The organism is Bacillus sp. C30, assembly GCF_040838255.1.
GTDB classification, from domain to species: domain Bacteria; phylum Bacillota; class Bacilli; order Bacillales; family Bacillaceae_G; genus Bacillus_A; species Bacillus_A mycoides.
This window is the reverse complement of the sequence record NZ_JBFPJH010000317.1, coordinates 1-3703: the sequence shown is the minus strand read 5'-3', so window position 1 is coordinate 3703 and position 3703 is coordinate 1. Positions and strand designations below refer to the sequence as shown.

General features: G+C 34.6%; 6 protein-coding genes and 2 pseudogenes. 6 read left to right on the top strand and 2 right to left on the bottom strand.

The genetic code is table 11. From position 1 onward, the window contains the following. The coding region (locus tag AB3X49_RS19320; protein ID WP_367964117.1) for a GNAT family N-acetyltransferase at positions 1 to 221 on the top strand (221 nt) is incomplete at its 5' end. Positions 222 to 231: 10 nt separating this feature from the next. After that, positions 232 to 351: pseudogene (locus AB3X49_RS19315) on the top strand (IS6 family transposase); the annotation flags it as partial. Positions 352 to 599: 248 nt separating this feature from the next. On the opposite strand, the gene AB3X49_RS19310 reads toward AB3X49_RS19315, so the two are convergent. Beyond that, the gene (locus tag AB3X49_RS19310) at positions 600 to 764 is read right to left on the bottom strand and encodes a hypothetical protein (RefSeq protein WP_170961022.1); all 165 of its coding nucleotides are present in this window, start codon (positions 762 to 764) and stop codon (positions 600 to 602) included. Between the two features lie 231 nt (positions 765 to 995). Here AB3X49_RS19310 and AB3X49_RS19305 point away from each other — a divergent pair, with 231 nt between their 5' ends. The 4 genes and pseudogenes from AB3X49_RS19305 (at position 996) to AB3X49_RS19290 (ending at position 3293) form a co-directional block, all read left to right on the top strand. Beyond that, the gene (locus AB3X49_RS19305; protein WP_367964115.1) at positions 996 to 1292 is read left to right on the top strand and encodes a hypothetical protein; all 297 of its coding nucleotides are present in this window, start codon (positions 996 to 998) and stop codon (positions 1290 to 1292) included. Position 1293: 1 nt separating this feature from the next. Next, on the top strand, positions 1294 to 1479 hold the full coding sequence (locus tag AB3X49_RS19300) for a hypothetical protein (protein ID WP_367964112.1): 186 nt from the start codon (positions 1294 to 1296) through the stop codon (positions 1477 to 1479). 100 nt (positions 1480 to 1579) lie between these two features. Continuing rightward, positions 1580 to 2740 (top strand): annotated as a pseudogene (locus tag AB3X49_RS19295) (FtsK/SpoIIIE domain-containing protein). Continuing rightward, positions 2679 to 3293, top strand: coding sequence for a replication-relaxation family protein (locus AB3X49_RS19290; RefSeq protein ID WP_367964110.1), 615 nt, complete (start codon positions 2679 to 2681; stop codon positions 3291 to 3293). The pseudogene AB3X49_RS19295 and the gene AB3X49_RS19290 overlap by 62 nt, the downstream one beginning before the upstream one ends. Position 3294: 1 nt before the next feature. Here the strand turns inward: AB3X49_RS19290 and AB3X49_RS19285 are convergent, their stop codons facing one another. Then, positions 3295 to 3519 carry a helix-turn-helix domain-containing protein gene (locus AB3X49_RS19285; RefSeq protein ID WP_000118337.1) on the bottom strand — a complete coding sequence of 75 codons (225 nt, stop codon included), beginning with the start codon at positions 3517 to 3519 and terminating at the stop codon, positions 3295 to 3297. Positions 3520 to 3703 lie beyond the last annotated feature (184 nt).

The window sequence follows — 3703 nt, the reverse complement described above, 5'->3', positions numbered from 1 at the left end:
GTGCGGAGGCTTATAAACTTTGGATTGACTTTCTATTTAGATCTACTGAGTTGCATCGATTAGGAATGTCAACTTGGTCAGGAAATATAAGAATGATGAAAGTTGCAGAAAAAATGGGGATGAAAGAAGAAGCAAGGATAAGACAAGCAAGAATGGTAGATAGTAAATATTTTGATGCAATTAAAATGGGGATTTTAAGAAAAGAGTGGGAACAAGCCTGATGTTGTAAAGTCCATTATTTCTAGAATAGAAGCGATGCATAGGATTAAAAAAGGGAAACTTGTTTTACAAGACAAGTCTAACCAAAATCAAGTGGATTTCTTTCCTCAACTGTTTGGTCTTACAGCATAAATAACGATTCCAAGAGGAATTTATACGTCTCTTTCAAACTAACGTCATATTTGCAACAAAACCTATAGTATTATAAAGTTTTGGCAACGATCCGTATAGATTGCAAATCACTTTTCACGTGATATAATATAAGTATAAACTAAGGTATATACCAGCTTTAAAAATCATACAATAAAAAAGAGAGCAACATGCGCTAACATGTGCTCATCTTTTTACGTAACTATAGCCGTTAGGGTGATGGTTATCGTTTAACGTTTTGTCTTACGAGATCCACCCTTTTTCTTTTGCTTGCGACGGCGATAAGAAAGGGTGGATTTCTCGTTTTCTAAATACTTTTTCTTAAAAAGGTGTGCTATGCTTTCGCGTAGTACGCCTTTAATAATTTCTTTAAGAAATTCGAGAAATGTTTCCATGGCTTTTTCACCCCCTTCCCCCACTACAAGTGGAAAGAAGAGAAATGACAACCATGCACCCTAACTTTTCCGGTTACTAAGACATTATAGCATAGGTTCCGATTGTTGGAGATTATTGTCGAACGTCATTCTTAAATATAGAATGGCGTATTTTTTGTGTACAAATTCGAAAATGCGAATCACCATCATATGTATTTAATGTATCTAGAAAACTATATGGATGGTGAGAATATGAGTCAGTATCAAATGTTATATAGTACACCGTATCTCTACTCTTCAGAAACACTCAGGCAAATGTACAAAGGAACCAAGAAGGAAGACAACATTTATGCAATACGCGAGCACATGCTACGACATGAAGTATACCTGGACCGACAATACCGAGGTTATTATTATTTAAGTCAAAAAATCGAAGAGGATCTATATGGTGATGAACTACCTGTCTCCTGGAATCAGCTATTAGATGAATATCAACTTTTTAAGGATGGTAAAGGGAACTTGTCCATTAAACCAAAAGGATGGGGTTAATATGACAATCATTGGAGAGCTAGGGATTGTATATGGCGTGACTGGAGCTTCAGTCTTAGGAATAAAATTTCTGAAGAAGAAAGGTCTTTATCTTCCGGGTTGGTTGCTACATGCAGGCCTTAAATGCTTGTTGATTGGGAGTGTTTGGTACGTTCTAATGGATATACTAGATGTGTTTCTACGTTAGTATTACATGTGGTAGTTGAAAATGATTATTATAGTGCATCTTAAACAGCTTTTTCTAAGCTTCCATACAGACTCAACTACCTTAAGGAGGTATGGAGGGAATGTTGTCACTTTTATTAATTCCAGCAACCTTTATAACTGTAGCTTATTTTTACCAAAGTAATGGACCGAATGATAAGAAAAAAATTGCAATGTTTTTTGAAATTACAAAGGTATGCGTACAGCATAAAGGTGAATTACAATACCCCATTTTTCTAAAAGAAATTAAAGATGATATAAGTATGAATTATGTTTACAAGTTACCACTTGGTGTACCTAGTCAACTAATCCAAAAGTTAGCTGAAGTATTAGAGGAAGGTCTATATAAACCTGTTAAAATATCGTTTCATCAAAGCGAGCTTCATATTCGAGTATTTAGCCAACGAATACTTAAAATGTGGAATTGGTCTAAGGATCTATTAAAAGAGCATACATGGAGAGTTATGATGGGGAAAGCGCTAGATAAACATGTATATCATGATTTCGAGAAAACACCGCATATGTGCGTGTCGGGTATGACACGGTTTGGAAAAACAGTATTTTTAAAAAATGTGATGACTAGTTTAATTTTGCAACAATCTCAACACGTAAAAATTTATATTATCGACTTGAGGGAAGGGCTGGAATTTAGTCCTTACAAGGAGCTATCACAAGTTGTAGAAGTAGCTAAAAACCCGGAACAGGCGTTAGAAATGTTGGTAAGGGTGCGTGAAAAGATGAAGAAGTCCTATTTTACCAATATCATAGACACATCAATTAAAGAACGTTGTTTTATTATAGTCGATGAAGGAGCAAATCTATGTCCTACACAGGGATTACCTAAAAAACAACGTGATGTATTATTTTTGTGCCAGGAGATGTTGTCCGAAGTCGCAAGAATCGGAGGTGGTTTAGGGTTTCGACTCATATTTTGCACTCAATATCCTACTTCTGATACATTACCAAGACAAATTAAACAAAACTCTGATGCGAAAATAGGCTTTTGATTACCAACAGCGGTTGCTTCCCAAGTCGCTTTGGATGAACCAGGACTGGAGGATCTGCCATCCCTGCCAGGAAGAGCATTATTTAAGACTGATCGTACAGAAGAAATCCAGGTACCGTTTTTAAAGGATAAAGATATGTGGGCGTTACTAAAGCAATACAAGGTTGTGAAGCAAAATGAGGCACCAGAATCTCAAACAGAGAGCGAGACAAATCGAGATTTTATCGAGTTTAAGTAAGTTGGAATTTGCAACCAGGAGACAATTACAAGCAATCCATTGTTTAGGAAGTATTCGAAATGCAAATCGTGTGTTAAAGGATCTGACTCCATATTGTCATATTACTAAAATAGCTGGTGAACATGTATATTATTTAAATAAAAACGGACGTGATTTATTAGGAATTACAAGAGAAGTAAAGAAAAGTAGTCAATTACAGCACATATTAATGAGAAACGAAAGCTGGATGTGGCTTGGATTTCCAGAATGGAAAACAGAAAGATCTATAGAGTTTTCAATCAATGGTCAACGGTATCAGATCATTCCTGACGCAACGTATTTTGAAGATAATGTTCCCCATTTTGTTGAAATAGACCGTATGCAACATATGAAGGCAAACGAGCATAAAATACAGTTATATGGCCATATAACAGATATCTATAAAAGACAGAATGCTATTGTTCCAGTAATGATCTTTTTCACATTATCAGACTATCGGCAATCCAAATTAGAGCAATATGCTGTAAAACAAAATGTGTTTATGAGAACTTTTATAATGCACGATATATTTTAAATTACATCCAAAAATCATCATGGTGGATTTCTTTATGAGTCATTCTCTTCAGAGCTTTAATAATCTTTTGTCCATTCTTAAATGAAGGATAAAAAGTATTTGCTCGACACAATTTACTAATCGTTCCTTCACTCACACCGGAGTTTTGAGCTAAATCTACTTGTTTAATATCATGATTGTCTAAAAATTTACCTAAATTAGATCTAGGCTTTTTAAACCAAGACATGCGTTTCACCTCAATTATTTGATTTTATTAAAAGCATGTCCAAATCTTTAGTTTTCTAAACTTTAGATAAATGAATAATTTTGTTGTATACAGCATATAGTTTAAAAGAGAACGAGATAAAAAAATATGTAATAATTTTGAGGAATCTAGCATTCATATAAGTAGCTACAAGTTGCTGATACAC

Coding starts and splice junctions, on each gene's coding strand:
- AB3X49_RS19310 (WP_170961022.1), bottom strand. CDS start 764: ATGGAAACATTTCTCGAATTTCTTAAAGAAATTATTAAAGGCGTACTA.
- AB3X49_RS19305 (WP_367964115.1), top strand. CDS start 996: ATGAGTCAGTATCAAATGTTATATAGTACACCGTATCTCTACTCTTCA.
- AB3X49_RS19300 (WP_367964112.1), top strand. CDS start 1,294: ATGACAATCATTGGAGAGCTAGGGATTGTATATGGCGTGACTGGAGCT.
- AB3X49_RS19290 (WP_367964110.1), top strand. CDS start 2,679: ATGAGGCACCAGAATCTCAAACAGAGAGCGAGACAAATCGAGATTTTA.
- AB3X49_RS19285 (WP_000118337.1), bottom strand. CDS start 3,519: ATGTCTTGGTTTAAAAAGCCTAGATCTAATTTAGGTAAATTTTTAGAC.